General features: G+C 46.3%; 23 protein-coding genes. 10 read left to right on the top strand and 13 right to left on the bottom strand.

What is annotated here, in order from left to right:
• Window positions 1–116 precede the first annotated feature (116 nt).
• Window positions 117–1,475 carry a UDP-N-acetylmuramate:L-alanyl-gamma-D-glutamyl-meso-diaminopimelate ligase gene (mpl, locus tag LSG37_RS03490; protein ID WP_233078465.1) on the bottom strand — a complete coding sequence of 453 codons (1,359 nt, stop codon included), beginning with the start codon at window positions 1,473–1,475 and terminating at the stop codon, window positions 117–119.
• A gap of 201 nt (window positions 1,476–1,676) precedes the next feature.
• On the opposite strand from mpl, the gene LSG37_RS03485 reads away from it, so the two are divergent.
• The 3 genes from LSG37_RS03485 (at window position 1,677) to LSG37_RS03475 (ending at window position 4,807) form a co-directional block, all read left to right on the top strand.
• A complete protein-coding gene (locus tag LSG37_RS03485) occupies window positions 1,677–2,648 on the top strand; it encodes a class 1 fructose-bisphosphatase (RefSeq protein ID WP_233078464.1) in 972 nt (323 codons plus the stop codon).
• A 204-nt stretch (window positions 2,649–2,852) separates the two neighbouring features.
• Complete coding sequence (gene ppa / locus LSG37_RS03480) at window positions 2,853–3,383, top strand: inorganic diphosphatase (protein ID WP_233078463.1); 531 nt, start codon at window positions 2,853–2,855, stop codon at window positions 3,381–3,383.
• A 284-nt stretch (window positions 3,384–3,667) separates the two neighbouring features.
• The gene (locus LSG37_RS03475; protein WP_233078462.1) at window positions 3,668–4,807 is read left to right on the top strand and encodes a methyl-accepting chemotaxis protein; all 1,140 of its coding nucleotides are present in this window, start codon (window positions 3,668–3,670) and stop codon (window positions 4,805–4,807) included.
• Between the two features lie 63 nt (window positions 4,808–4,870).
• On the opposite strand, the gene LSG37_RS03470 is transcribed toward LSG37_RS03475, so the two are convergent.
• Window positions 4,871–7,087 (bottom strand): bifunctional diguanylate cyclase/phosphodiesterase, encoded by a 2,217-nt coding sequence (locus tag LSG37_RS03470; RefSeq protein WP_233078461.1) that lies wholly within the window; start codon window positions 7,085–7,087, stop codon window positions 4,871–4,873.
• A 310-nt stretch (window positions 7,088–7,397) separates the two neighbouring features.
• Between LSG37_RS03470 and LSG37_RS03465 the strand changes: the two genes are divergently transcribed.
• Window positions 7,398–8,312: a TIGR03899 family protein gene (locus tag LSG37_RS03465; RefSeq protein ID WP_233078460.1), complete on the top strand. Its 915-nt coding sequence runs from the start codon at window positions 7,398–7,400 to the stop codon at window positions 8,310–8,312.
• Here the strand turns inward: LSG37_RS03465 and LSG37_RS03460 are convergent.
• The 5 genes from LSG37_RS03460 to LSG37_RS03440 form a co-directional block, all read right to left on the bottom strand.
• Window positions 8,284–10,449: a response regulator gene (locus tag LSG37_RS03460; RefSeq protein WP_233078459.1), complete on the bottom strand. Its 2,166-nt coding sequence runs from the start codon at window positions 10,447–10,449 to the stop codon at window positions 8,284–8,286. The two genes, LSG37_RS03465 and LSG37_RS03460, sit on opposite strands and share 29 nt — an antisense overlap.
• A gap of 106 nt (window positions 10,450–10,555) precedes the next feature.
• A complete protein-coding gene (locus tag LSG37_RS03455) occupies window positions 10,556–11,308 on the bottom strand; it encodes a TIGR04219 family outer membrane beta-barrel protein (RefSeq protein ID WP_233078458.1) in 753 nt (250 codons plus the stop codon).
• Between the two features lie 3 nt (window positions 11,309–11,311).
• Entirely contained in the window at window positions 11,312–12,289 is a 978-nt protein-coding gene (locus LSG37_RS03450; protein ID WP_233078457.1) for a DUF2333 family protein, read from the bottom strand.
• A 9-nt stretch (window positions 12,290–12,298) separates the two neighbouring features.
• The gene (locus LSG37_RS03445) at window positions 12,299–12,724 is read right to left on the bottom strand and encodes a copper chaperone PCu(A)C (protein WP_233078456.1); all 426 of its coding nucleotides are present in this window, start codon (window positions 12,722–12,724) and stop codon (window positions 12,299–12,301) included.
• A gap of 61 nt (window positions 12,725–12,785) precedes the next feature.
• Window positions 12,786–12,941: a hypothetical protein gene (locus LSG37_RS03440; protein ID WP_233078455.1), complete on the bottom strand. Its 156-nt coding sequence runs from the start codon at window positions 12,939–12,941 to the stop codon at window positions 12,786–12,788.
• A 97-nt stretch (window positions 12,942–13,038) separates the two neighbouring features.
• On the opposite strand from LSG37_RS03440, the gene dusB reads away from it, so the two are divergent.
• The 3 genes from dusB (at window position 13,039) to purH (ending at window position 16,271) form a co-directional block, all read left to right on the top strand.
• Window positions 13,039–14,025, top strand: a complete 987-nt coding sequence (gene dusB / locus LSG37_RS03435; protein WP_233078454.1) for a tRNA dihydrouridine synthase DusB — start codon at window positions 13,039–13,041, stop codon at window positions 14,023–14,025.
• 18 nt (window positions 14,026–14,043) lie between these two features.
• The gene (fis, locus tag LSG37_RS03430; RefSeq protein ID WP_008897208.1) at window positions 14,044–14,334 is read left to right on the top strand and encodes a DNA-binding transcriptional regulator Fis; all 291 of its coding nucleotides are present in this window, start codon (window positions 14,044–14,046) and stop codon (window positions 14,332–14,334) included.
• 350 nt (window positions 14,335–14,684) lie between these two features.
• Window positions 14,685–16,271 carry a bifunctional phosphoribosylaminoimidazolecarboxamide formyltransferase/IMP cyclohydrolase gene (gene purH, locus LSG37_RS03425; RefSeq protein ID WP_233078453.1) on the top strand — a complete coding sequence of 529 codons (1,587 nt, stop codon included), beginning with the start codon at window positions 14,685–14,687 and terminating at the stop codon, window positions 16,269–16,271.
• A 90-nt stretch (window positions 16,272–16,361) separates the two neighbouring features.
• Here the strand turns inward: purH and LSG37_RS03420 are convergent, their stop codons facing one another.
• The 4 genes from LSG37_RS03420 to sixA form a co-directional block, all read right to left on the bottom strand.
• Window positions 16,362–16,580: a hypothetical protein gene (locus tag LSG37_RS03420; RefSeq protein ID WP_233078452.1), complete on the bottom strand. Its 219-nt coding sequence runs from the start codon at window positions 16,578–16,580 to the stop codon at window positions 16,362–16,364.
• A gap of 236 nt (window positions 16,581–16,816) precedes the next feature.
• Window positions 16,817–18,019: a PepSY-associated TM helix domain-containing protein gene (locus LSG37_RS03415; protein WP_233078451.1), complete on the bottom strand. Its 1,203-nt coding sequence runs from the start codon at window positions 18,017–18,019 to the stop codon at window positions 16,817–16,819.
• Window positions 18,020–18,026: 7 nt separating this feature from the next.
• A complete protein-coding gene (locus LSG37_RS03410) occupies window positions 18,027–20,165 on the bottom strand; it encodes a TonB-dependent siderophore receptor (protein WP_233078450.1) in 2,139 nt (712 codons plus the stop codon).
• A gap of 124 nt (window positions 20,166–20,289) precedes the next feature.
• Window positions 20,290–20,775: a phosphohistidine phosphatase SixA gene (gene sixA, locus LSG37_RS03405; protein ID WP_233078449.1), complete on the bottom strand. Its 486-nt coding sequence runs from the start codon at window positions 20,773–20,775 to the stop codon at window positions 20,290–20,292.
• A 379-nt stretch (window positions 20,776–21,154) separates the two neighbouring features.
• Here sixA and LSG37_RS03400 point away from each other — a divergent pair, with 379 nt between their 5' ends.
• The 3 genes from LSG37_RS03400 (at window position 21,155) to suhB (ending at window position 23,818) form a co-directional block, all read left to right on the top strand.
• Window positions 21,155–22,426, top strand: a complete 1,272-nt coding sequence (locus LSG37_RS03400; protein WP_233078448.1) for an ATP-binding protein — start codon at window positions 21,155–21,157, stop codon at window positions 22,424–22,426.
• On the top strand, window positions 22,423–22,935 hold the full coding sequence (locus tag LSG37_RS03395; protein ID WP_233078447.1) for a response regulator transcription factor: 513 nt from the start codon (window positions 22,423–22,425) through the stop codon (window positions 22,933–22,935). The genes LSG37_RS03400 and LSG37_RS03395 overlap by 4 nt, the downstream gene beginning before the upstream one ends.
• A 79-nt stretch (window positions 22,936–23,014) precedes the next feature.
• Entirely contained in the window at window positions 23,015–23,818 is an 804-nt protein-coding gene (suhB, locus tag LSG37_RS03390; protein ID WP_233078446.1) for an inositol-1-monophosphatase, read from the top strand.
• Between the two features lie 58 nt (window positions 23,819–23,876).
• On the opposite strand, the gene LSG37_RS03385 is transcribed toward suhB, so the two are convergent.
• Window positions 23,877–24,251, bottom strand: a complete 375-nt coding sequence (locus tag LSG37_RS03385) for a rhodanese-like domain-containing protein (RefSeq protein WP_233078445.1) — start codon at window positions 24,249–24,251, stop codon at window positions 23,877–23,879.
• Window positions 24,252–24,317: 66 nt separating this feature from the next.
• Window positions 24,318–24,887: a HutD/Ves family protein gene (locus LSG37_RS03380; protein WP_233078444.1), complete on the bottom strand. Its 570-nt coding sequence runs from the start codon at window positions 24,885–24,887 to the stop codon at window positions 24,318–24,320.
• Between the last annotated feature and the right edge of the window lie 97 nt (window positions 24,888–24,984).

Raw genomic sequence — 24,984 nt, 5'->3', positions numbered from 1 at the left:
CTGATCCGAACCCTAAGTAATTGGAGTTGCAGGGAGGCGGCAAGTGTTCAAGACCCCAGGAGCATAGTTAACCTATGTGACTGGGGCGCGAAAAGGCAGCCAACAAAGCTGTAGCTTCAAGTACGACGGGCTGCAGATAATGCGTCCAGCAACTTTTGATGTATACCACCAAAACCGCCATTGCTCATAATGACTATATGATCCCCTGCGGATGCTTTTTCAACCAAAGCAGCCACTATTAATTCCACTGACTGAAATACGGTAGCTCTGCCCGGCATTTGTTCTGCCACAGCAGCCAAAGACCAGCCAGAATTAGCAGGTTCAAACAGCAGCACGTTATTAGCATCATGCAAGGAATCAGCGATAGCCGACTTATGTACGCCCATTCGCATGGTATTGGATCTCGGCTCCAGCACTGCCCAAATTTTTGCATCCCCTACACGCGCTCTTAAACCGGCTAAAGTGGTTTCAATAGCAGTTGGGTGGTGAGCAAAATCGTCGTACACAGCAATGCCTTTGACTGTACCTTTGAGTTCCATCCGGCGTTTTGGCGCGACAAACTGAGTTAAGGCTTCAATAGACACAGCCACAGGCACACCGACATGGCGCGCAGCAGCTATCGCCATGACGGCGTTTTCGACATTATGGTTGCCACATAAATCCCAATGTAAGGTGCCTTGTGATACCGCCATGTAAAACAATTCAAACACACTGCCATCCGGCTGTTTTAATTGCACTGTCCAGTCTTTGCCATAACGTTGCTGCTCACTCCAGCAGCCCATAGCTAAAGTTTGATCCACTGCGTCAACATGGGCCGGGCTTAACACCAGGCCAGTGGATGGCACCATACGCAGCAAATGATGGAACTGACGCTGAATAGCGGCTAAATCAGGGAAAATATCGGCGTGATCGTATTCCAGATTATTAATCACCAAAGTACGGGGTCTGTAATGTACAAACTTGGAACGCTTATCAAAAAAGGCGGTGTCGTATTCATCGGCTTCAATGACAAAAAACGGCGAATCACCTAAACGGGCCGAGCTGTCAAAATTCTGTGGAATACCTCCTATTAAAAAGCCAGGCTTTAAACCCGCATACTCCAGCACCCAGGCCAGCATGCTGCTGGTGGTAGTTTTACCATGAGTACCAGACACAGCCAGCACCCAGCGCTGATGCAGCACTTGTTCAGCCAGCCACTGCGGGCCTGAGCTGTAGGGAATATTCTGATCCAGCGTATATTCCACGGCAGGGTTGCCCCTTGACATGGCATTACCAATAATCACCAGATCAGGGGCTGGTTGCAGCTGCACCGGATCATAGCCCTGAGTCAGTTCTATACCCAATTGTTCCAGCTGAGTGCTCATAGGCGGGTACACATTGGCGTCAGAGCCTGTGACTTTATGCCCAAGACTTTTTGCGATAGCGGCAATACCGCCCATAAAAGTGCCACAAATGCCTAAAATATGAATATGCATACTGCATCCTTACTGCCTGTAAAACGGGTTCTGCGGCCATTCTAGCAAAGGACTCTGCAGAACAGCTGAAATAAAACCAGCATAAACCTGCAATTTAGCCTGAACTTGATTAAAATAGCAGCCGCTGTGGCCGACAGCCTCCAATCAAAATTAACACTGCGGTCAAAGCTTCCTCTACCTACACAAAAAAAGGATTGTTTTATGCGTCGATTGGCTCCAGCCCTGCGTCTTGATGGTGCAGAAGCAGACCTGATAGATCTGATTAAAAGCATCGTAGCTGCCTGCAAAGAAATTTCGTTTCGTGTCGGTCAGGGCGAACTCTCAGATGTGTTGGGCTCCACTCTGAATGAAAACGTTCAGGGCGAAACCCAGAAAAAACTCGATGTCATCTCCAACGAGCTGCTTAAAGATCTGATCCTGGAAACAGGTTCAGTGATGGCAATCTCTTCTGAAGAAGAAGACAGCACAGTTGCAGGTAACCCTCAAGGTAAATACCTGGTGACCTTCGATCCGCTGGATGGCTCGTCCAACACCGATATCAACAGCTTAATAGGTACTATCTTTTCTATTCTGCCTGCCCCCAAAGGCGCAGACCCTGCCGACCCAGCTATTTTCCTGCAACCTGGTACAGCTCAGATCGCTGCAGGTTATATACTCTATGGCCCGTCCACTATGATGGCCTTGACCACTGGTAAAGGCACCAAAATGTATACGCTGGATAAAACCTATGGTGGTTTCCTGCTGACTACAGAAAACGTCACCATTCCGGGCGTTACCGCAGAATTTGCTATTAATATGTCGAACCAGCGCTACTGGCAGCTTCCAATGCAAAACTACGTGGCTGATTTGCTAAAAGGCAAAGAAGGCCCGCGTGGTAAAAACTTTAATATGCGCTGGATTGCCGCTATGGTCGGTGACGTACACAGAATTTTATGCCGTGGTGGTATTTTTGCTTACCCGAGCGACGTCAAAGACCCTACGAAACCGGACAAACTTCGACTAATGTACGAAGCCAATCCAATGAGTTTTCTGGTAGAACAAGCAGGTGGAGCAAGCTCCACAGGCGCTGAACGTATTATGGAGATTCAGCCTGTCGATATTCACCAGCGTGTGGCTGTGATTTTAGGATCAAAACACGAAGTGGAAAGCTGTCTGCAGTATCACAAGGCGTAGGGACTGGGTTTATCCCTGCCCGTCCCGATGTGGAAGCACAGGAAAATTGTAGGGGCGTGGTTTACCCGCGCCCGTCCCAATGTAAAACTTATGTAGGGCGAAAGCTCGCAGGCAACAAAGCTGCAGCTTCAAGTACAACGGGTATAGCCATATTTACGGCCGCTGCTATAATGCAGCACCAAAATTCAGCACAGAGGAAGCGTTATGAGCTTAAGTCAGGTTGCCGCAGGTAAAAATCTGCCGGATGAAATTAATGTCATCATTGAAATTCCGGCCAATGCCGATCCAATCAAATACGAAGTAGACAAAGACACAGGCACAGTCTGGGTTGACCGTTTTATGTCAACGCCAATGTTCTATCCTTGCAACTATGGCTTTGTAAACCATACCCTGTCGTTAGACGGAGATCCGGTTGACGTCTTAGTGCCAACACCTTACCCATTGGTGCCAGGCGCCGTGATCAAATGTCGTCCTGTTGCCGTATTAAAAATGGCAGACGAATCAGGTGAAGACGCTAAAGTATTAGCTGTGCCAATCAGCAAACTGACTAAAATTTACGACAACATTCATGATCTGAATGACGTGCCAGAACTGCTGAAAAACCAAATCCAGCACTTCTTTGAACGTTACAAAGAATTAGAACCAGGCAAATGGGTGAAAGTTGTTGGCTGGGGCGATAAAGCCGAAGCCAAAGCTGAAATCGTCAGTTCATTTGAACGCGCTCAGCAAAAGTAATATCCAGTTCTGAAAACTGCACAAAACGGCACTTGAGTGCCGTTTTTTTATACAACAATCCGGCCCTACCCAGACGACCCTTTCAGCTAAACACATCACTGCTGGTGCCTTTATTTAAAAGCCGCATTTATTTATCAAAAATAACGCAAAATCTGATAAAAAATTCCGCAAATATCTGTTATTTTCAGCAGCAGATTTGGCTTTATTTGGCAGGCCATATTTCATTATTACAATAATAAATTCCGCTTCGACCGCTGGTGCGAAGTAATTCAGGGGTAAGGTTTATGGCTTTGTTTGAATTTGGGTCTGCGCGGACCAAAATTATGTTATCAGGTATCACCACTTTGGTAGGTATGCTGCTGATTTTCACTGTATTAGCAGAGCAACACTGGCTCTGGTCAGCTTTAGTGATAGCGACAACTTTAGTGTTGCAATGGATCTTGAGTCAGACGGCTTTACACAGCTACCAAAGCTTTGTCGCAGAACAACAACTGCTGATCCAACGTTGTGTAAAAGAAAAAAGTCTGAGCCTGCAGTTAAGTGAAGTAAACAATTCAGATTTAGCGCCGGTTCGGGAGCAATTTAATCTGTGGCTTGTTGCCTTAAAGCAGCAACAACAGGAGTCACACAACCATAACGAGCAGTTAAAACAGCTGGTGACGTCAATACGCCAAATTACAGCGGATGAGCAAAAACATCTGAGTCAATTAGAACATACGGCAGGTCAAACCCTGACGATGGTTGAGTCGATGAACCAAAGTGTATTGGACGAAGTGCAGAGTGCCAACTTAGCAGCAGAAGCAGCCAATCACTCCAACCAAATAGCCAAACAAGGCCAGCAAACTGTCGCAAGTACTGTGCAGAATATCGAACAACTGGCGGTACATTTACAACAAGCTTCTGCCACCATAGCTCAGCTGGAACAGGACAGTAATCAGGTAGGTGCTGTGCTGGAAGTTATTAAAGGCATAGCGGAACAAACCAACTTACTGGCGTTGAACGCGGCTATCGAAGCGGCACGTGCGGGTGAACAAGGCCGTGGTTTTGCCGTGGTAGCAGATGAAGTACGAACTCTGGCTTCACGCACGCAAAAATCAACGGAACAAATTCAACGTACTATTGAACAGTTACAAAGTGCAGCCCGTGAAGCGGTGCAAAAAATGAAGTTGAGCAGTGAGCAAGCTAATTTAAGTGTGCAGTCGGCTAATCAGGCAGGACATTCTCTACAGGAAATTACCGGCAGCATAGCGCAAATTTGTGCGATGAATCAGGAAATAGCTACGGCAACGGACGAACAACAGCATCTGACCAAAGCTATGGTTACTTATATGCGCGATATCACCAGCCACACCTCACAAAGTCAGCAAAACAGCAAAGACTTTCTACAGTTGGGTGAGCAACTGGCCTTGATAGCCAACCGCTAAGACTCCGCCACTCTAATCAAAAAGCCGACTTGCAGTCGGCTTTTTATTGGTTTGAATTCAAGCTCAGCTTTTAGATAAAAACTTAACTAAATCAACAGCCGTCATCGGCTTGGCATACATAAAGCCTTGCACTTCTTCACAGCCCATAGCCCGCACAGCATCTTCCTGAGCCTGAGTTTCAATACCTTCAGCTATAGTTGCCAAACCCAGCTTTTGCCCCAGATTTACTATAGTTTCAGCAATCAAAGTGCCATTAGGACGGGTAAATCCTTGAATAAAAGCACGGTCAATTTTAATCCTGTCCAGTGGCAACTGCTGCAAATAGCTTAAAGATGAAAAGCCTATGCCAAAATCATCAATAGCTACTTTAATGCCAAAGTCTTTTAACTTATTCAACGCGCCTATCACTATCTTTGGGTCATCCATCACTACAGACTCAGTGATTTCAAGTTCCAGCAATGCAGGATCCACCTGATAACGATCCACGCAATCAATGACAGACTGCACAAATCGATGATTACGGAACTGTGGCATAGACACATTCACCGCTATCCTCAAATGAGAAAAACCTTGTGCTTTTAAACTTTGCAGCTGTTTGCAAGCCTGCTGTAACACCCAGTCGCCGATTTCGATAATCAAGCCTGAGTATTCTGCCAGCGGAATAAATACGGCCGGAGAAATAAAGCTGCCGTCAGGCTGAGGCCAGCGCAATAGCGCCTCCATACCCAGCACATTGCCGCTTTTTAAACAAATTTGCGGCTGATACCACAACTGAAGCTTGTCTTTCTGAAAATCAGATCTCAGGCTTCTGAGCATCACCAACCGCTCAACCATCTGCTCTTCCATCTGAGCACTGTAATACTCATAGTTTTGTGCCAGATGTTTTTTTGCTCTGTTCAATGCAATATAAACATGTTTCAGAATAGTCAAACCATGCAAAGCACTGTCACGTAAACGGCAGAAACCAAAGGTCGCATTCACCTGCAAGGAATGTTCTGAACACTGGAATGGCATTTCAAAAATACCGGACAAGGTTTCAGGGGTTAGTGCTTGCTCAGGCCCAATTAAACCAAACACATCAGCACCGATGCGGCCAATCTGGGCAATTTCACCAAACTGCGCCACTAATCTGTGCGTAATAGCGATCAGCAGCTCATTGCCGGTTTCCTGACCTAAACCATCGTTTACATCAGAAAAATGGTCGATATCAATCAGTACAGCTACATTGCGTTCAGGATCAAGCCGTCTGGTTTCCTGTAGCAAAGAGGTAAACTCATTGCGGTTGGGCGTTTTAGTTAAAGGGTCAATATAAGCAGCATGCTTGAGTTGCTGAAACAAGGTCACATTTTCATAACCGATAGAAATATTACTTAAAAATACTTCAATCAACTGGCGGTCAAAATCTTCTACAGGCCTGTTGGTTTCGATATAAACCGCAGCGGCGTGATCCACATTCCCCAGATAAAGCACCGTGTCTTTGTCGGTAAAAATATGTCGCCGCTCGGACAGACAAGTAGTGATTTGCTGAATAATTCTGCTGTTATTCAGCCGCTCCAGTTTGCATTTAATATAAGGTGCGTAATGGCCTGCTGCGCCCAGTACATAAATATTGTCACTGCTACTGCCATCATCCTCAATCTGAGCACAAAGCACGCCTTCTGCATGCAAGCCAATTAACGAGGAAATTTGAGTGACAACCCCTTCGGAGAACTCATGCAACGAATGTTGTTCCAGCAAATTAGCACCGGCATTAATGATTTTCTGCAGGCCAATGCGGTTCTGGTTAATAGTGCGGATTTGCTGATAGCTGCGAATGGACGAAATAATAGCGGTAACTAGTTTATTACGGGTCAGTTCAGTTTTCGTTTTGTAGTCGTTGATGTCGTATTCTTTGATCACACTATCTTCCGGAGCATAACCAGGCTGGCCGGTGCGCAGAACTATACGCACTTCATCCATTTTTAATTCATCGCGAATTTGCTGCACCACTTTCAGGCCAGCATCGTCAGATTCCATCACTACATCAAGTAAAATGACGGCTATATAGGGGTTATTCGCCAAAAATTTTAAGGCTTCTTTGCCGGAAAATGCATGATGAAATACTAATTTACGGTCCAGGACCAATAAATCAGATAAAGCCAGTTTAGTGACCGTATGAATTTCTTCGTCGTCATCCACAATCAGCAAGTGCCATTCACCACTGGATTGTGTTTCTGCTTCCGAACTTGTTTCGTCTTCTGCGAGGAACAGAAAATCATCATCTGCTGCTTTTGACACCATGCTCCGACCTTTTTTACATCAGCTGTAGGGGAATACTTTTTGAAAGCATATCAAGGCACTATTGCATAAATACTAGCATATACCCTGAATTCACTTTGGCAATCAGGGCCAGCCCCTACCGCTATCCTTTGTAAGCTTTTAATCCAGTGGAACTACACTATACTCTCAGGCAAAAAAAGCAATTCATTTTATTAAAATCTTTAAAATCATAAAGTTAACACTTTCATAAACTTCTTTTTGAGTTGTCTGTGATTTTTTGCGTTATTGTGAAAATTAAGCAACAAAATATGTCTCTACCAAAGGTGAGTTCATGCAGAAAATTTCTGCCGGCCGCGGACATCAACGGTTACTCCAACTGGCACGCAGCCAGCTGGGTCACGAATTTGAAACCAAAGCCACAACAACAGACACAGACTCTGCCAGCTTAGTGCAGAAAAGCGATTTTAATCAGCGCCATCAACGTCTGGCACAGCGTTCCGGCGCTCCGGCGCCTGCCGATACAGGTTTTAAAGCTCCGACTTTGTCACAACGCGCCGAGCGGCGTGAACGCATGCACAAAGAAAGGCAACAGGCCAATTTAGAAAAAATAATGGCTTTAGCTTTAGACTACTGTCCTGAATACGTTGCAGAGATGGATGTGGATCCAGACTGGTTTCAGCAATACTGTGATTTAGTGTTGAATATTTCTAACCAGACAATGCAACAACTCTGGGCCAAAATACTGGCCGGCGAAATTGGACAACCCGGTAGTTTTTCACTAAAAACCTTATTTTTGTTACAACGTATGAGCTTTAAAGAAGCACTGGCGTTGCAAAAAGCCGCCAGCCTGACTTGCAGAGTCCGGCTACAGGACAGTGGGCATATTTACTTTGGCTATGTGCGTAAACCATCTATTTGGCAGGTTCTGACAGGTCGCAGTAAAGCAGTGCTGAACCTGAGCCAATTTGGTTTAACCTTTCCGCAAATTTTAAGCCTGATTGATTTAAACTTGCTGCATCAGATTGAAATAGAAAGCGGCGAATTGGTCCCCGATCAAGCGTTGCAGTTGCAGTACCATCAGCATCAACTGACCTGTAAAGCGAAGCATTCAGGAGTAGTGCTGCAGTACTATAAATTTACCGCTGTGGGTGTTGAGCTATTGCCTCTGCTGAACAGTCAGGCGAACCCCGCTTATCTGCAAGCCGTAAAGCAACTGTTCAGCCCGGTATTAGACTTTGAAGGCTAAGCTGCTGACAACGTCTGATCAGATCCGCAACTTTTTGACTATCTAAAGGTTTAATCACCACATCATTCATACCTGCCTGATGAAACTGCTGGATCTCATCAGGTAAAGCATGGGCGGTAAACGCCATAATGACAGTGTTTTGATGCTGGGGTAATTGCCTGATCATGGAAGTAGCCAGAACCCCGGACATATCCGGCAGCTGAATATCCATCAGGATCAGCTGATACCTGCCGCTTTTGGCAAGCCGGATAGCTTCTGTGCCCGTCGCAGCAGTATCTACCTCAAACTGTTGCTGGCTCAGCATGGCTTTGACAAAAGTCAGATTAGTTTGATTATCGTCCACCACCAACATTCGCAAAGCATTGGTTTTCGGTGCCTGGTTGAGGTGTTGCCGAATATGCGCGGATAACATCGGATTGGCTAATACAGGACAACTCAACACACCGGCCCAATAGGACTGATGTGCTGTATGACAAAAAGCCAGCATCTGATTGCGATTGGTGGTTTTATCAAGTTCAATCCAAAGCTCAGAGTTTTGTTCAGGCGCAGGCAATTGTATCAATACCAAATCCACCAGACGATGCTGTAACTCTGCTTTCAGTTGCTGCGGCTGCGGCAAGCAAATCACTTGTTCTGCCACAGAACCCACACTTTGCTTTAACACTGCAGCTCGTAAGCTATTGCTGTCCAGGTAAATAGCAGTTTGGTACATAGGCAGCTCTTTGACTGAAACAGCTGTTAATGGCAACTCCAGGCGCACTGAGCAGCCCAAATCCTCCAGGGCAGAAATAGTTAATCTGGCACCAAGACGTGACAACAAACTGGCACAGAGTTGCTGTAAAACCCCGGCGTTTTCGCCTTTTTCTGCATCAAGTACTTGCTGTATCGCACTACTTTGACCTGCATGGTCAAACTGCAATAACAGTTTATTCTCCGAAAAAGCCTGCAAATTAATAAATAAACTCAGTTCGTGTTGTTGTATATCCTGCAGGATCAAACTAATAATTTGCTGCAATAACTCCGCTGCATGCTCAGTGAAAAAGCTGACTTCAGACAAGCTCAATGCAGGATCTTCAACCAGAATGAAAGGTAGGTCCGCCAGTTCAAATTCAGCTTGCCACAACTCTATTTGTTGCGCTAACCATTCAGGAAACCAGACGGTTTGAGGCTGTAATGCTGTTTTTTCCAGTACATTTTGTCGCAATAACCAACGAAGTAGCTGAGCCTGCTGTGCAGTTTTTCCGGCTTGAGCCAGCTCACTAAGCTGTTGCCACTGATGCAATTGGTTTTGACTGGTTTTTAACTCGTGAGTCAGGCTGGCTAATTGCTGCTGATAACTGATTTCCAGTTGTTTACAGGCAGTGCTATGACTCTGCCCCTGCTGTTGTTCTGCCTGATTTTGTTGCTGCAATTGCTGTTGAAACTGTTGCTGTTGAGCGTAAAGAGAGCGGAACAACAAGCTAAGTTCAGCACTGTCAAAATCGGCCAGCTTTTTTCCATCAACCGCAGACGGAACTAAAGCACGAAGTTGCCGCAAAAAACCTTGCCAGCGCAGATGTTGAGTTTTGAAAATTCGCCGCTGCCACAATAAAGCCAAAGCGACAATAATAAGTAAAGCCGTGCCCCACAAGCTGCTTTGCCACCACCAGAGCTGGGACAATCGTAATGGAGAAATCTGAATAGCCACATAACCCAAAGTACTGCCTTCAGCTGCTACTTTGTTGGTGTCGAAATAACTCATACTGGCAGGAGTTACCATCACTGCAGACCACAACAGATCAGAACCATCCTGCAGAGCTTTTTGTCCTGTTAAATCTCGCGTTGGGCTGAAATTAAATAACTCGCGGGGGAACTGAGTGGCCGCAAATAAATTGCCGTCGGCCTGATACACCAGAATAGCTTTAATGGGTAAGGTACTGGAAAAGCTGGTAGCCAGCAGATGGCCTTTGACTTGCTCTACTTTGTTTTGAACTAAAAAAGGTTCGACCATCAAAGACAAACTCATAAGCAGTTGCTGCTCGGCTTGCACTCTGACTAAAGTTTCATGACGCAATTGCAGCTTTGCAGAGGCATAAAGACAAGCCACAATCAGCGCGAATGATCCCAACACCAGACCCAGTTTAGCTTTTAACGTCATGTCAATTGAACCTCTTTTCCTTGACCTGCACTATAAGCCGGACCTCAAAGCAGAACAATAGCTATTCTGCTTTGAGTTTTGGATCAGACTATCATTTGTTCAGGTTTCAGAAATGCAGCTCAGCAGAAATAAAAGCACCATCAAAGGTTAAATCCGCGTTTACATTATCAATGTCATCCAGTTCAAGCTTTGTCTTTTTAACACCAGCTTTTAACGATAGATCCACGGCCAGTGAGTCAATCAATTCGTAGGCAATACCAAACTGCATATCAGACAAGGAACTGCCGTCGTAGCTAACGTAATTTATTTCCGCAAAAACCTTAGTGGCCGTACCTAATAAACCAAAGCTACCGTAGGCGTAACCCATAGGGATCACAGCAGAAAAATCCTGACTTGCGCTTGCGTCATCACTTAACACGCTAATATCGCCATCAATGTATTTAGCCGTCACACCTAAATCCAGGCTAACTAAATCATTGTCCAGAATTTCATAATAGAAAGTGGCGTCAATATTGGATAAATCTACATCCTGAGCAACATTAGCAGCTATGTCAAAAGTTTGATTATCAAAAACAAAAGTTCTGGTCAACTCAGTATTGCCATTAGAGCTTAAGCTATTACGTTGCAACTTGATATTAGGTAACAACGGAACCGGATGTTCAACTTTGATATAAAAGCTGCTTAAATTTTTATCGTCAAAAGTAAAGTCCTGCTGGCGGTTGCCAGTTTGGCCAAAACTACCTTTAGTATCGGCAAAATGTAAATCGGCACCAATATAAAGGCCAGCAACGGTATCAGCCATTACAGCAGGAGTAGCCAGAGCTGCTACAAACATCATACTCAATACAGACTTTTTCATGCTTTATCCTTGCGCTAATAATTCAGTTAAATCCAACAGAGCCGCATTAGCTCTGGAAATATAATTCGCCATCACCAGACTGTGATTTGCCATAAAACCAAAACCCCGACCATTCAGAATCATTGGACTCCAGACCGGTTCCTGGGTCGCTTCCAGTTCACGGATAATTTGTCGTAAGCTAATCATCGCGTTTTTGTTGGTCAGAACCTCCGCGAAGTCTAATTCTATCGCTTTTAAGAAGTGTAACAAAGCCCAGCACGCGCCACGCGCCTCATAAAATTCATCATCTATGCTCCACCAACTAGTTTTAATTCTGTTGGATTCAGCAGTCGCAGTGGATTGTCTGGCATTTCTATCACCAGCTAAATCGGTATTTAACCTGTCCTGCCCGACACTGACACTTAAACGCTGACTATAGCTGCCTAAACGTTTTTCAACGTTTTTCAGCAAGTCACGTAAATTATCAGCTCTGGTGTAAAACTGACTGTCCGTTTTCTTCGGGTCCAATAACGCTGTACGATACAAAGTTAATTGCTGTATGGCCTGCTGATACTCGGCTTCTGCAGCTGGAACAGCCCAGCTGCGATGGTCAATATTGAGCATAGGCTGCGCCAGTTTTAAATACTGATTTTCAATAGACTGTGACTGAGAGCGACTTAAATCTTTGCGCAGTGCCAAAGCTAAATCACGTGACATTTCCAAAGCACCGAGCTCCCAGGCTGGCATATTGTCGAGCAGCGAAAATGGCGGTGTTACATCGTTACTGATAAAGCCAGCATTTTTGCTCAACAGGGTTTCCAGCACCCGAATAAGCGCGCTGGTGGTGGTATAACCCACGGTTTGTTGATGCTCGGGACTGAGTTGTGCTGATAAATCCTCAACATTAAACAGCTCTGGTTCATTGCTGGCCCACCAGGCTGTGCCATAACCTAAAATAAAAACGAACAGCACGGTTAAACTGACAATCCTGAATCTGTTCATTTTTTGCTCCTAATGAGTTGGAATAGCGCTGACAGTGGCCTGCACTTCGATGGATTGGCCATCTTTAAACTCTAAACGTAACGGAATTTGCTGACCTTTAGTGATGCTGGTTTTGGCATCAAACATCATTAGGTGCAAACCTCCTGGCTGGAAATTTACCACTTTGCCAGCAGCGATCTTTACAGACTGCACCTGCTCCATCTTCATCATGCCATCTTTATGAGTATGCTGATGCAGTTCGATCGACGCAAAACCTGGACTGGTTGCACTGATAAGTTCCGCATCCGTGATGCTGTTATTTGTGATACTGAAATAACCTGCTGTCATACTGCGTCCGGGTAACATCTCCCGAACCGTCGCGTCTGTGACCAGAACCTCAGCCATGACCACACAGCTGCCTAAACCTAACAATACTGCACATATCCACCGCTTCATTCAAAGTACTCCTTTAAAGATCATCACTTTATCTTACACGACTCAGGCTGGGCGGACACACTCAGCAAAAGAAAGTATTGACTTTTTTACCAAGGTTTTCTTCTGCTCCATTGGTGACAAAAACAGCAGCTGTACAATTATCTGTAAGCCCTGCCCCTGATTTTAGTGGGTTTTGCATTTCAGAAAGTCTAGTTTTCAGGCGTTTAGCTATTGTCAACCCAGCAACCCCCTATAAATTTATACTTTTGTTTAAATAATAACCTTTGCATTGTTGGCAAAAATCCGTAAACTTAGCGCCCCTTTAGGGTAGAGCCTTGGTTTTAGCGGTGCGCATAGGTCCATATCAATTAACGAACAACGTAATTTGCGCTCCTATGGCTGGAGTGACGGATTACACTTTTCGTGAGCTTTGCCGTCGTTTTGGTGCAGGTTTAGCTGTATCAGAAATGATGTCGAGCAATCCTTTGGTCTGGCAAAGTGAAAAATCGCTAAATCGTATGACTCACCAAAATGAGTCTGGTCTTCGATCGGTGCAAATTGCCGGTTCAGATCCAGATCAGATGGCTGAAGCTGCCGTGTTTAATGTTGAACATGGCGCCCAAATCATCGACATCAATATGGGATGTCCGGCAAAAAAGGTGAATAAAAAACTGGCTGGTTCGGCGCTATTACAGTATCCGGATTTAGTACAGCAGATTATTCAGGCCGTAGTTCAGGCAGTAACAGTACCTGTGACCTTAAAAATCCGGACTGGCTGGGACACCGAGAATAAAAATGGCGTACAGATAGCGCAAATTGCGCAGGACAACGGCATTGTGGCTTTAGCGGTTCATGGCCGCACTAAAGCTTGTATGTATAAAGGAGAGGCGGAGTACGACACTATCCGCGCTATTAAACAAAATGTGTCTATCCCGGTGATTGCCAATGGCGATATCACCACGCCGGAAAAAGCCAGATTTGTATTGGACTATACCGGAGCAGACGCGGTCATGATTGGCCGGGCCGCTCAGGGCAGACCCTGGATTTTTCGTGAAGTGGTGCACTATCTGCAAACTGGTGAACATCTGGCTTCGCCTTCAACAGGCGACGTCAGGGATATTTTGCTGGAGCATGTCCGTGGCTTACACCAGTTATATGGTGAAGTGCTTGGCCCACGTATTGCCCGCAAACATGTGGGTTGGTACCTGGCAGAGCATGACAGCGAAGGCATGTTTCGCAGTGAATTTAATGGTATCGAACAAGCCCAACAGCAGTTGGATACCTTAGAAGTGTATTTCGAGCAATTACTAGCAGCAACCTAACGTAAAAGAGACTAGGCAATGTTTAATCAAAACGTGACTTCGCCATTTATCACCAACGCCCATGTTCAAACGCAAGAAAAACCGCAGCCTTTAAGCAACGCGGTACAAAAAGCGGTGGCGAACTACTTACAACAACTGAACGGTCAGGACGTAAACGACCTGTACGAATTAGTGTTGTCCGAATTAGAAAAGCCGTTATTAGAAGAAGTGATGAAATACACTCGCGGCAACCAGACCCGCGCTGCCAACCTGATGGGCATCAACCGCGGTACTCTGCGCAAGAAGCTGAAACAATACGGCATGAGTTAATGCCCCCGCGGGAGGAGTCCCGCAATCAAAAGCACCTTCGGGTGCTTTTTTGTTGTCCCGTCGTACTTGAAGCTGCAGCTTTGTTGGCTGCTGGTTCTCGCCCAGGTCACATAGTGAACTATGCTCCCTGGGTCTCGAACCCTTGCCGCCTCGCTGCAACTCCAATTACTTAGGGAACAACCTGCGGTAGTAGGTAAAGTAAGTAAATAAGGGATTTCACCAGCTAATCCCAGCGATACATCAAAGCCATTTTTTCTCTATGATTAGTGTCCAGGCTTTGTGTGCTATCCAAAAGCTGTGAACTACAGCAGTGCTGGTCCGAATTAACCATTACAGCGGAGAATGATCCAATGAACGCAGCTCGTCCAATCCGTCGCGCCTTATTAAGCGTGTCTGATAAAACCGGTATAGTTGAATTTGCCCGTGCTTTAGCCGCCCAGGGTGTGGAACTGTTATCCACAGGTGGCACAGCCAAGTTATTGGCAGAACAAGGCATAGCTGTCACTGAAGTATCTGATTACACAGGTCACCCGGAGATTATGGACGGCCGCGTGAAAACGCTGCATCCAAAAGTACATGGTGGCATTCTGGCCCGCCGTGGTATGGATGAAGCTGTAATGGCAGCAAACAACATCAAGCCTATCGACTTAGTGGTAGTGAACCTGTATCCGTTCGCCAATACAGTGGCCAAAGCAGGTTGTACTTTAGAAGACGCCATCGAGAATATCGATATCGGCGGCCCGACTATGGTGCGTGCTGCGGCAAAAAACCATAACGATGTGACCATTGTGGTCAACGCGGCCGATTACGACAAAGTATTAGCAGAAATGGCTGCGAACGCCGGTTCTACGACTCATGCCACCCGTTTTAGTTTAGCCATCAGTGCTTTTGAGCATACAGCTCAATACGACGGTATGATTGCCAATTACTTCGGCACCATGTTAGCCGCTTACGGTGATGAAGACGCCAAGCCAAGCAAATTCCCACGCACTTTTAACGCTCAGTTTGTGAAAAAACAAGACTTACGTTACGGCGAAAACAGCCACCAGAGCGCGGCATTTTATGTGGAAAACAGCATTCAGGAAGCATCAATCGCCAGTTCTACTCAGCTGCAAGGTAAAGAGCTGTCGTACAACAATATCGCTGACACAGACGCCGCTTTAGAGTGCGTAAAAGAATTCGACGAGCCAGCCTGCGTTATCGTTAAACACGCTAACCCTTGTGGCGTAGCTATTGGCGACGACATTCTGGCTGCTTACGAGCGCGCATACAAAACAGACCCAACTTCTGCTTTTGGTGGCATCATCGCGTTTAACCGCGAATTAGATGCTAAAACTGCTGAAGCTATTGTCAGCCGTCAGTTTGTTGAAGTCATTATCGCGCCAAGCGCTACAGCTCAAGCTGCTGCTGTGGTGTCAACCAAACCCAACGTGCGTTTACTGGTATGTGGCGAGTGGGAAAGCAAAACCACTGGTTTTGATATCAAACGTGTCAACGGTGGTGTATTGGTGCAAGACCGTGACCAGAAAATGGTTGGTCTGGATGACTTAAAAGTAGTGTCCAAACGCCAGCCTACTGCAGATGAATTACGTGACTTATTGTTCTGTTGGAAAGTGGCTAAGTATGTGAAATCTAACGCCATTGTTTATGCCAACGACAGCATGACTATTGGGGTGGGTGCGGGCCAGATGAGCCGCGTCTACAGTGCTAAAATCGCCGGTATCAAGGCGGCTGACGAGAATCTGGAAGTCAAAGGTTCAGTCATGGCATCAGATGCATTTTTCCCGTTCCGCGATGGTATTGATGCCGCAGCTGCAGCCGGTATTAAAGCCGTGATCCAGCCTGGTGGCTCTATGCGTGATGCAGAAGTGATAGCTGCCGCAGACGAGCATGGCATGACGATGATCTTCACTGGCGTACGTCATTTCCGTCACTAAAAAGAAGCTCTAAAATTAAAGAAGGCGGGACTGGTTCCCGCCTTCTTTGTAATTTAAGCTTTCCCACTGACATTGCTGTCAGATAAGAAGTTACTCTTTATCTTTTTTAGGCAAACCTAAATAGATTAACGAAAAAACTATATCGAAAAATGGAACAAAGGCAAGAATAACTGCCTTTTTCCAGCAGTAGCCTTTTGTCTTTGCCATCACAAGATTAATCATCAGACAGGATACCAAGATAAAAACAAAATATAATCCCCCAAAAAAATGGGCTGGATGAATATCTCCATTCCGAAGAGCTTCTAACACGCGTTACTCCTTATTTATCCTAATGCGGAAATCCCACAACAAGTCCGTTTAATACAACCAGGAAAAACAACTCAGGCTGACCCATAACTATGCCTGAAAAACCCAAGTGGGTATTTCTAGGGTCACGCATGTTACTAAAGCTAAAAAAGACAGACAAACACTATTACAAACAATACGTTAAACATACATAAATAAAAATGCACTGCAGCACGAATTAGTCACAGAGTAACAGTAAGCTACTGCAGAGAACCTAATACAGGCGACAAAGGCAAGTTTTCCACTTCACGCTGTGAAAACTGCACTGAAGTCACCACTAGGGCTGTGACCACTAAAACGGACGAAAGGGCTCCGGTCCAGCCTAACCAGCGGATAAGCTGTGGTTGTTGTCTTTTGGTACGCAGCCAGTGCATCCAAACCCCACCTGCGACTAAAAAGGTAAAAGCCAGCCCAAACACAAAATACAGCAGCTTGACGCCCAAGCCGGCAAAGTTACCAAAATGCAGCGGATCGGCCATATCAGCTATATAAGCTACAGGTTTTAACTCACCAGCTTTTTGTAGTTTCAGTACCTCTGCTGTCACCGGATCCAGGTAAACACGGTTGGCTCTATCCCGCACCAGCAAGGTAGCATCCTGACCTGTCACCACCACAGGTGTTTTGTCAGACAATGGATAATTCAGTGCTCTGATATCCAGCTCTGGCCGGGCTTTTTGCGCAGCCTGCATTAGTTCGGTCAAAGACAAGGTTTGGTATTGTGCCTTAACCAGCTCCAGCTTTGGCGCTTTTGGATAGTGCTCTACTTTAAACTTCAGTAAAAAGTGTTCGGTGAAGTACCAAAGGCCAGTCAGGAACATCAACAGAATAAAACCCCAACACCAGACGCCTGTCCATTTATGCCAATCGGACCAAAAAGTACGGCTCGATACTTTAGTAGCTGAAGGCAGCTGAAAACCTTTACGCCACCACTGTCGATAAACATAAAAACTGCTAACCAAAATAATCAGCAGTAAAAAGCTTAAACTGGTCACCACAATTTTGCCTGTAGGCCCAAGCGACAGGTACATATGAATATTGCGTAAAAACCGCGACACAGTGCCCCACTGCCCTTCGCCTGTTAAGGCTCCGGAAGCGGGATCAAAATAGGCAAATAAAAACTCTGAGCCTTTATTCAGACTAACGCTACCTGCCAGATACCACTGCTCTGGTACATTGAGGTTACTGATTTGATAATCCGGATAAGCTTTGGCTAAGTTCTGCTCCAGCACCTGCCAGGGCACAGGGCCTTGTCGTTCAGACAAGGCCCTGTATTTTTGATCAGACAGATACTGAATTTCATGGCTAACCACAGCTAGCGTGCCGGTGAAGCACACCAGTAACAGCAGCAGGCCAAAGGCAAAGCCAGCGAAAGAATGTAGCTTAAACCAGCTTTTAGCAGTCATAGCAAGCTTAGAACTGATAACTGGCGGTAACAATTAAACGCCGTGGTTCACCCGGAAAATGCCCGGTGCGTTCAATAAAACCAGCAGTGGCATAAGTTTTATCAAACAGATTTTTCACATTGGCCTGAAACAACCACTGTTGCCAGCGGGTTTGCCAGCTCATATCAAAAACGGTATAGGATTTCACATGCTGGCCATCGATACTTAACTGGTCGCTGACATAATCCATACCTGCAGCTATAGCTGAGTTGATGCCATCCAGCTCATACCGGCTCCAGATACCAATCTGATGTTGTGGCGCATTGGCGAACTTGTCACCAACCGCATTGGTGATAGCACTATTGCTTTCTACTATGCGGGTATCATTGTAGGCATAGTTGACATTCAGCACCCAGGAGTCGGTTAAATCGCCCAGCAGATCCAGTTCCAGCCCTTTACTTTTTACTTCACCCAGAGCAATTAAATCATCACGACCATCACCGCCCACATCACCACGAGGATCAGTTTGCAGTATGTTATTTCTGATCATTTCATAAGTCGCCACATTCAGGCGTATCGCATCATTGAGTAAAGAGAAACGCGCACCAGCCTCGATAATGCTGGACTGTTCAGCGTCAAAAGGACCGCCCACTTCAGGCACCTGAGAGGTGCTGGCCTGAGGGCTGAAGCCTGTGCCTTTGACGGCATACAAACGCACCCAGTCAGTCAGCTGGTAGGTAGAACCAATTCGCCATGAGCTGTCACTGCCATCAACTTTTGACGACGCTACATTGTTTTTATCTTCATAACTGTCCCAACGCACCCCCAGCAATAGATTCCAGCTTGAGGTTAAATCCAACTGGTCCTGCAGATAAAGCCCCTGACGCACTGCAGTAGTATCTGTTGGAGCGGATTTTATGCTGTCGATATCATAATCAGCAGCAGACGTCAGGCCATATACAGGGTTGACCAGGTTGATCCCTATAGCTTTACCGCCCTGCTCTATCGGGGCTACGTTGCGGCCTAAAAAGTAGGAATCCTGCGTCATGGTATCAGCGCCAATCAGCAATTGATGGCTAAAGCCTGCGGTGCTGAACTCCAGAATATTGTTCCATGTCACACTGTTTGCGGTATTTTCGCGGCGTTGATCCCTGAACTGACGGCGGCAATAATCCACAACGCCATCACCATCAGTGTCGTAGCTGCAGAAAGGCTCATGGTAATTTTGTAATTCAGTATTTTCATAATGACGCCAGGTTAGATCAGTGCGCCAGTTGCTGTTAAATTCATGATCAGCCCGAACCTGCCAGACATCAGCGTCCAGTGACTGAAAATCTGTTGCTTCGTTATGGTTCCAGGCTCTGTCGCCGAGGAAATTGCCCTGATCATCTGTAGGTACACCGCGTAAACGAGCGCCCTGATAATCCTGAGTCACAGTATTGTATTGCAAGGTCAGGCTGGTGCTGTCGGTCAGATCAATCAGATACCCTAAGTCCAGAATGTCGTTTTCAACTTTGGTATTCCAGCGAAAAGGCTGCTCAGAATCACGGTAATAGCCAAAACGATAGGCTTGCTGTTCTGTTAAAGGGCCACTCAATTCCAGCGAGCCTTGCCAATAACTATCATTGCCTAACGCAAACTCCAGCTGATTTTTACTGCTTCGTTGTGGCTTTTTAGTCACATAGTTAATTAAGCCACCTGGTGCGCTGCTGCCATACAAAGCACCGCTGCTGCCTTTGAGTATTTGCACTTCCTGCACATTAAACAGCTGAGGCACAGCAAAACCATTAAAAGGATCGCCTCTTACACCGTCGTATAAAATATCATCCTGACGGAAACCACGAAAAGTCACACCTGAATAACTAAAAGCACTGACACCACTCATACTGCGGTATAAATCTGTCACCTGACGTGCGGCCTGATCGCGGATCAGGGCTTCAGGTAACACCTGAATACTCTGAGGCACCAGTTCTAAATCTGTATCTGTTCTTGTGCCTACACTGCTTTGTGAAGCACGGTATAAAGTCTGAGCCCGGCCTTTCACCTCTATCACTTCCAGCTCTTTGTCTGAATCCTGTTTATCCAGGTTCTGGGCATAACCGGGAGATATACTTAAAGCGGTAAGAACAGCAATAGCCAAAATAGAAGGTGAAGGTAAGGACAACATAACAGTCTCTGAACGGCAATAAAGGCGCACAGACTAAACAAGAATGATTCTCAATTCAAGTGAATTAATTGCATCCATTGTTGTCCTGTGGTTGTCAGTGCACCTTTCTTGTTATTCGTCTGACTTACATAAACTTAGCCGGCACAGACCAGGCCAGTCGCACAGGCACTGTCGCTTCAGAGTCCAGTTCCAGGCAGGTCAAAGAGGCTTTTTTCAACTCGAGAAAAGTTTTATCCAACCCCAATAATTCGTTGATCAGTAAAGCTAGTTCAGGTTCATGCCCTACCAGCAGCACTGCTTCATTGTCTTGTAACTGACTGAATAAATGTTCTTTTACTTCAGTCGCAGCCACAGCAGGCAACAAACAATGCCATTCTTCAACAGCGGTTTTGACACCAGAATCTTTGCGCACCAAAGCGGCCGTTTGCACAGCTTTGGTATGAGGGCTACAAAAAATACGGTCCGGTATCAAGCCTTGTTTTTGCATAAAGTCAGCAACACGACGAGCCTGTAATCTGCCTTTTTCGTTCAGACAACGATCGGCTTCATCCACCAGTGAATTTCGTATATCAGCGGTCGCATGACGCATTAGATAGAGTACAGCTTTCATCAATTTCACCTTTACTGCAGAAAATGCTGGCAGCCTATAGCTAACCTATTACAGATATATGACTTTCCCCTTCTTAATTGGCGCCGGCGCTTTGCGGGCGAGCATAAAGGTCGTCCCTACAACAAAACCAACTGTCTTCTGTCGCCCCGGCCTCACCTACAGTGATTTGGGTGGGACATTGTGGGGGCGCGGGTTTATCCCCGCCCGTATCTAGTGCCGACCAACAAAGCCAGGTGCGACTTTTTGCCACATTGCACTGCCGTAAGAACAAGACCAGAATGACTTTGACTTCCACCAGATGACAAGGTGTTCCCACTCCTATAATCTGAGTTGACAGTTTTTTGCAACGGCTGCCTCGCAGCCGCTTTTTTGAGACGCTATGAATAGTATTTCTTTCAGCGACAGCCACTACATAGACCATCCAATCGAGCAATTGCAGCGTTTTCGTTGGGTACTTATCAGCTTAGAACTGCTGGCCAGCCTGACTGCTTATCTGCTGCACTACCCTATTCATAACTGGGGCCTGCTGTCTTTTGTCTTAGCTGTGCATGTATTTACCAATATCAGCCTGAAACTCTGGCGGGGCGATAAAGGCTCTGAGCAACGTTTTATCGCCATCAGTATTTTCATTGATCTCTTTATGATCACCGCCTTGTTGGCTATGACTGGTGGTGCCAGTAACGGCTTTGTCGCTATTTTATTGCTGCCTGTTGCTGTTACTGCCGTGCTGTTTTCATCAGGCCCAAGCTACCTGATGGCTATTCTGGCTATTGGCTGCTACAGCCTACTATTACAAATTCCACTGGCGGGCGAACATGCAGCGCACCAGCATGCACATCAACTAAGCGCTGAGCCTTTTAGCCAGCATATCAGCCAGATGTGGTGGGCTTTTAGCTTCAGCGCTTTTATTGTCAGCTGGTTTATCAGCGCCCAAACTCAACGTATTCGTAACACCTCAGCGCAACTGACCACACTGCAGCAAAAACAACTGCAGCATGAGCAAGTGCTGGCTGTCGCCACTTATGCTGCCAATGCGGCTCATGATTTGGCAACGCCTTTACAGAACCTGGTGTTACTGACTGACGAGCTGACAGAGCAACAACAAGATCCGGCCTTAGCAGCCGATCTGCGTCAGCAATTACAACTGTGTCAGCAGATAGTGCAGCAACTTCGTACTAATGCTCAGCAACTGCGTGAAGGCGAAAGACAGCCCCAGCCTTTGTATGACGCTATAGAACACAGTATTAAGCTCTGGCTGGTCAGCAGGCCAGAGATCAGTATGGAGCAAGACTTCAGTAGCGATAAATCGCCTTTAACTGTTGCAGACAGTATCAGTCTGGCGGCTGCTTTATTTAATATTCTGGATAATGCAGCTGACGCCAGCTTAGCCAACAAAGAGCCCAGATTAAGCCTGAGGATGCGGCACAATCAGGGCCAGCTGGAGTTACAAATCCGCGATTATGGCACTGGTTTACCAGAAAAAGAGTTGGCACAACTGGGCAAAAAACCTCAACAAAGTGAACAAGGTTTAGGTTTAGGCCAATTCCTGGCCAATGTGTCCATCGACAGTCTGGGTGGTAAAGTCGAACGCAGCACGAGCCCTGAAGGCGGTGTAATAACCCGAATTTATTTTGGTGATAAAGTACGATGAAACTGGTGCTGCTGGACGATGATGTCACCTTAACCCGCACTTTGTGTCGCCGACTGGAAAGCTTGGGGCATCAGGTGCAAAGCTATAACGAAGCGATAAGCCCGGACTTATTAGTGGCAGAACAAGCCGACTGTTATCTGCTGGATTTACGTTTTGGTGCTGTGTCTGGCCTGGATTATGTACAGCCGTTACGACAAGAACTACCGTTATGTCGCATCGTATTACTGACCGGCTACGCCAGCATAGCCACAGCAGTGCAGGCGGTAAAAGCCGGTGCCGATGACTACCTGACCAAACCTGTAGATTTCGTCACTTTAACTCAGGCCTTAAGTGGTCAAGTCAGCCACACAACGCCAAATGAAGCCGATGTTTTATCGACAGATCAGCTGGAATGGGAGCATATTCAACGGGTTCTGGAACAGCATCAGGGCAATATATCCAAGACTGCCAAAGCTCTGGCTATGCACAGACGTACCTTGCAACGCAAACTACAAAAACACAGGCCCTGAATTCGCTTTACTTTTTCTTGTCAGCGGCTACAATACGCGCCGCTCTTTTGACTGTTCTTTATACAATAAGGTAATCGTTATGCATCCGATGTTAAACATCGCAATTCGTGCTGCCCGCAGCGCAGGTAATGTCATCGCTAAAGCTTGTGGTCAGATGGACTTAGTTCAGACGACTCAGAAAGGCACCAATGACTTTGTGACCAACATCGATAAAGAAGCAGAACAGGCCATAGTGCATGTTTTACGTAAGTCATTCCCAGATCACGATATTATCGGTGAAGAGAACGGCGAATATGGCAACAATAATAGCGATTACCAGTGGATCATCGACCCGCTTGATGGCACCACAAACTTTATCAAAGGCATCCCTCACTTTGCTGTATCCATAGCTCTGCGCCATCAGGGCAGACTGGATCAGGCCGTGGTTTTTGACCCATTACGTGGTGAAGTATTCACAGCATCCCGTGGTGCAGGCGCTCAGTTAAACGGCCGTCGTATTCGTACCACCAATTTACCTGAATTAAGCGGCGCTATTCTGGCCACAGGTTTCCCGTTTAAACATAAACACCATTTAGATGCGTACACCGAAACTTTTAAAACTCTGATGACTCAGGCTGCAGACGTACGTCGCACTGGTTCAGCAGCGTTGGATTTATGTTATGTCGCAGCAGGCCGTTTTGATGGTTTCTGGGAAATTGGTTTAAAACCATGGGATTTCGCTGCAGGCGAGCTGATTTTACGTGAAGCTGGTGGCTTAATCAGCGACTTCGCTGGTAGTAACAACTACCTGCGCAGCGGCAACATTGTTGCAGGCAGCCCAAAAGTATTAGGTGCCATGTTAAAAGGCATGCGCCCACATTTAACAGAAGCTCTGTTGAAGTAAATCTTGTAGGGGACGGGTTTATCCCGTCCCGCTTCACTTTATTCTGCTCTGATAAAAATCAGATCTGCGGCTTAGTCAAAGGCAAACCTGCATTGACCCAGGCTGTATAACCACCCGCCAAACTCCAGACACCCTGATAGCCCATTTTCTGCAGCATATCGCCTGCTAAAGCCGAACGAAAACCACCACCACAATACAAAATCAGCGTTTGCTGTTTATCCTGCACTGCTTTTTCCACATCCCGCTCAATAACGCCTTTACCCAAATGAATAGCCGCAGGCAAATGCCCGGCCAGCCACTCTAGATCTTCCCGCACATCGACCAGCACATAAGGGGTTGGAAACTGCTGCAAATCAGCAATAGTCAGCTCTTTAACCCTGCTTTTAGCATCGTCGACTACAGCCAGAAAGCCTGGGGAATGTTGTTTGCTCATAAGTAAATCCTTTCTAACATCAGTGCCTTTATGTTACTCGCCTTGCCTGGCTTGTAAAAGTGGTCGTTAGTGAATACAGATCCACACCAACTGACAGGGCTCTGCACCGACTTTAATCTGCAACTCCCCCGCCTCATCAGTGCATAACAAGCTTTGTTCTGCTTCAAGTTGATAGCTCTGATCTTTGAAACTCAGCTGCAGCTGACCAGAGGCAAGATACAGCAAAGATTCATTAACCAGAGTTAAAGACAAGGCTTCAGTCACCGATAGCACCTGCAAACTGGCTGTTACATCAGCGCGCCTGGTCATCAGATTAAAATCCCGCACTGGCCCGCCTATTAAGGTGCAGTCAATGGCCGTTTCACCGGCAAAAGCAAAAGGTACTAACGCTTTATCCAACACCACGGGCTGATCTTCAGCAGCATGCAAACAAAAACCTTTGCCTTGCAGCAGCATAATAATGCGGTCGGTTTGTTCAAAGCGGGAAAAAGGACCATCGCTGGCTACTTCGGCGATAGAAACACGCCAGCGCATACCCAAGCTGTCGTCAGAGCGGGCTATCTGATGGGTAATGCCACCGCCATTTTTCCAGGCCTGAGTTTGCCATTGGTTGGGGAAGATAAGTTGTAGTGCCATAGGAAGAACTTAAAAGCTATTTAAAGTGGCTTATCTTAGGCGCTAAGCTATTGTGGCAAAAGAGCCTTACCATAACCCCTTTGCAGCGAGGCGTAAA

The sequence above is a fragment of the Rheinheimera soli genome (genome assembly GCF_021290985.1).
Classification (GTDB): domain Bacteria; phylum Pseudomonadota; class Gammaproteobacteria; order Enterobacterales; family Alteromonadaceae; genus Pararheinheimera; species Pararheinheimera soli.
This window is presented reverse-complemented; position numbering and strand designations above follow the sequence as displayed.

What these genes read in the sequence shown, in the direction of transcription:
- mpl (WP_233078465.1), bottom strand. Translation starts at nt 1,475, where the DNA reads ATGCATATTCATATTTTAGGCATTTGTGGCACTTTTATGGGCGGTATT.
- LSG37_RS03485 (WP_233078464.1), top strand. Translation starts at nt 1,677, where the DNA reads ATGCGTCGATTGGCTCCAGCCCTGCGTCTTGATGGTGCAGAAGCAGAC.
- ppa (WP_233078463.1), top strand. Translation starts at nt 2,853, where the DNA reads ATGAGCTTAAGTCAGGTTGCCGCAGGTAAAAATCTGCCGGATGAAATT.
- LSG37_RS03475 (WP_233078462.1), top strand. Translation starts at nt 3,668, where the DNA reads ATGGCTTTGTTTGAATTTGGGTCTGCGCGGACCAAAATTATGTTATCA.
- LSG37_RS03470 (WP_233078461.1), bottom strand. Translation starts at nt 7,087, where the DNA reads ATGGTGTCAAAAGCAGCAGATGATGATTTTCTGTTCCTCGCAGAAGAC.
- LSG37_RS03465 (WP_233078460.1), top strand. Translation starts at nt 7,398, where the DNA reads ATGCAGAAAATTTCTGCCGGCCGCGGACATCAACGGTTACTCCAACTG.
- LSG37_RS03460 (WP_233078459.1), bottom strand. Translation starts at nt 10,449, where the DNA reads ATGACGTTAAAAGCTAAACTGGGTCTGGTGTTGGGATCATTCGCGCTG.
- LSG37_RS03455 (WP_233078458.1), bottom strand. Translation starts at nt 11,308, where the DNA reads ATGAAAAAGTCTGTATTGAGTATGATGTTTGTAGCAGCTCTGGCTACT.
- LSG37_RS03450 (WP_233078457.1), bottom strand. Translation starts at nt 12,289, where the DNA reads ATGAACAGATTCAGGATTGTCAGTTTAACCGTGCTGTTCGTTTTTATT.
- LSG37_RS03445 (WP_233078456.1), bottom strand. Translation starts at nt 12,724, where the DNA reads ATGAAGCGGTGGATATGTGCAGTATTGTTAGGTTTAGGCAGCTGTGTG.
- fis (WP_008897208.1), top strand. Translation starts at nt 14,044, where the DNA reads ATGTTTAATCAAAACGTGACTTCGCCATTTATCACCAACGCCCATGTT.
- purH (WP_233078453.1), top strand. Translation starts at nt 14,685, where the DNA reads ATGAACGCAGCTCGTCCAATCCGTCGCGCCTTATTAAGCGTGTCTGAT.
- LSG37_RS03415 (WP_233078451.1), bottom strand. Translation starts at nt 18,019, where the DNA reads ATGACTGCTAAAAGCTGGTTTAAGCTACATTCTTTCGCTGGCTTTGCC.
- LSG37_RS03410 (WP_233078450.1), bottom strand. Translation starts at nt 20,165, where the DNA reads ATGTTGTCCTTACCTTCACCTTCTATTTTGGCTATTGCTGTTCTTACC.
- sixA (WP_233078449.1), bottom strand. Translation starts at nt 20,775, where the DNA reads ATGAAAGCTGTACTCTATCTAATGCGTCATGCGACCGCTGATATACGA.
- LSG37_RS03400 (WP_233078448.1), top strand. Translation starts at nt 21,155, where the DNA reads ATGAATAGTATTTCTTTCAGCGACAGCCACTACATAGACCATCCAATC.
- LSG37_RS03395 (WP_233078447.1), top strand. Translation starts at nt 22,423, where the DNA reads ATGAAACTGGTGCTGCTGGACGATGATGTCACCTTAACCCGCACTTTG.
- suhB (WP_233078446.1), top strand. Translation starts at nt 23,015, where the DNA reads ATGCATCCGATGTTAAACATCGCAATTCGTGCTGCCCGCAGCGCAGGT.
- LSG37_RS03385 (WP_233078445.1), bottom strand. Translation starts at nt 24,251, where the DNA reads ATGAGCAAACAACATTCCCCAGGCTTTCTGGCTGTAGTCGACGATGCT.
- LSG37_RS03380 (WP_233078444.1), bottom strand. Translation starts at nt 24,887, where the DNA reads ATGGCACTACAACTTATCTTCCCCAACCAATGGCAAACTCAGGCCTGG.